Annotated in this window: 2 protein-coding genes; both read right to left on the bottom strand. The window is 61.0% G+C overall.

Going from position 1 to position 1,526, the window contains the following annotated elements; translation table 11 throughout:
* The coding region (locus EN742_RS34665) for an HU family DNA-binding protein (protein WP_189375728.1) at positions 1-179 on the bottom strand (179 nt) is incomplete at its 3' end.
* An 80-nt stretch (positions 180-259) separates the two neighbouring features.
* A complete protein-coding gene (sppA, locus tag EN742_RS34660) occupies positions 260-1,216 on the bottom strand; it encodes a signal peptide peptidase SppA (protein ID WP_127406419.1) in 957 nt (318 codons plus the stop codon).
* Between the last annotated feature and the right edge of the window lie 310 nt (positions 1,217-1,526).

Below are 1,526 nucleotides of genomic sequence, written 5' to 3'. Positions count from 1 at the left end.
GTGCGGGCGGGACGGTTTTTCACCGAGAAGGCGCCGAAACCGCGCAGTTCGACCCGGTTACCCTCGGCAAGCGCGTCGGTGATCTCGTCGAAGATCGCGCCGACGATGTTTTCGACGTCGCGCAGGAAAAGATGCGGATTGCGCGTGGCAATGATTTGCACAAGCTCGGATTTGATCATGAGAACGGCTCCCCGGAAAGCACTTCGGTCAAATTATGCAGATGATTTTATTTGCTTTTTCGCTCGCCTCGAGCGGCGCGTCAAGGGTGCCAGACCGAAACGAGACCGTCAAGAAACAAGCGGTCGGCTCCAATTTCGTGAATGACGTCGCCGCCGGCGTCGGGCAGGCCGAGCGCGCTGGCGACGGTTTTCGCCATCGTCTTGGAGAACAGGAAGCCGCCGCGCCTCTCGGTGTCCTTCCATTCCACCACCTTGAGCTTGGCGTCGACGCCCTTTGTCGACAGCCAGTCGATCGCCTCGGTCTCGCCGCCGACGGCGTCGATCAGATGGTTGGCGAGGGCCTGGCGGCCGGTGAAAATCGAGCCGTCGGCAAGCGCCAGCGCTTGCTCGCGGGTCATCTTGCGGCGGTCGGCGACGATGCCGACGAACCAGTCATAGCTGTCGAGGATGAGCTTGCGGACCATGGCGCGCTCGTCCTCATTGGTCGGCTTGAAGGGCGAGGGCGAGGCCTTCAGCGGCGAGGATTTCACCTCCTCGAGCTTGATGCCGAGCTTGTCCATCAGCCCGCTGACGTCCGGATACTGGATCAGCACGCCGATCGAGCCGACGATCGAGGATTTGCGCGCGACGATATGATCGGCGGCGCTGGCGATCATATAGCCGGCGGACGCGGCTAGCGTGCCGACTTCCGCCACGACCGGCTTATCGGCGGCGAGCTTGCGCACCTCCTCGAAGATCGATTCACCGCCGACCGTCGTGCCGCCGGGCGAATCGATCGACAGGATGACGCCCTTCACCTTCGAGGACTCACGGATGGTTTCCAGCCGCTTGATCAACTCCTCGTCTTCGGTGATGGTGCCTTCGATCCTGACCTTGGCAATGTGGTCGACAGCCTGGCCGGTGAAGTCGTCGCGATAGACCCAGCTCGACAGGGCGATCAACGCGACGGCCGCGACTGCGAGCGCAGCAACACGCCAGAACGTCAATTTGCGGCGCAAGCGGCGGCGGTCGATCAGGTCGTCGGCTCTCATTGCCATGGTCAGCCTCTCGGTCGGTGGGAAGAGATGTTTTTAAAGCAAGCATCGGCGCCCCGCCACCGTTTCCTGGTGGGGTTGCGTCAAAGCGCCTGCGCGATGCGGGCCGGCGTTTCATGAAATTTTAACGCTGCCCGTCCGTATCTGCTATGAAGTGCGTAGATTGTGTCGACTTCACTTCCGTTTGTACAACGGCAGCTGTCACATTTTTGCGGTTTTCCTCCGCTTGTGCTTGCTTACGTGGGCCGGCATCCCACCTATAGGCGGTGATTTGGCGGGGGAAGGGGTTTTTAGAATTTATTCATGCTAGCGC

The organism is Mesorhizobium sp. M4A.F.Ca.ET.020.02.1.1 (assembly GCF_004022645.1).
In the GTDB taxonomy this organism is placed as follows: Bacteria; Pseudomonadota; Alphaproteobacteria; order Rhizobiales; family Rhizobiaceae; genus Mesorhizobium.
This window is presented reverse-complemented; position numbering and strand designations above follow the sequence as displayed.

What these genes read in the sequence shown, in the direction of transcription:
- sppA (WP_127406419.1), bottom strand. Translation starts at nt 1,216, where the DNA reads ATGGCAATGAGAGCCGACGACCTGATCGACCGCCGCCGCTTGCGCCGC.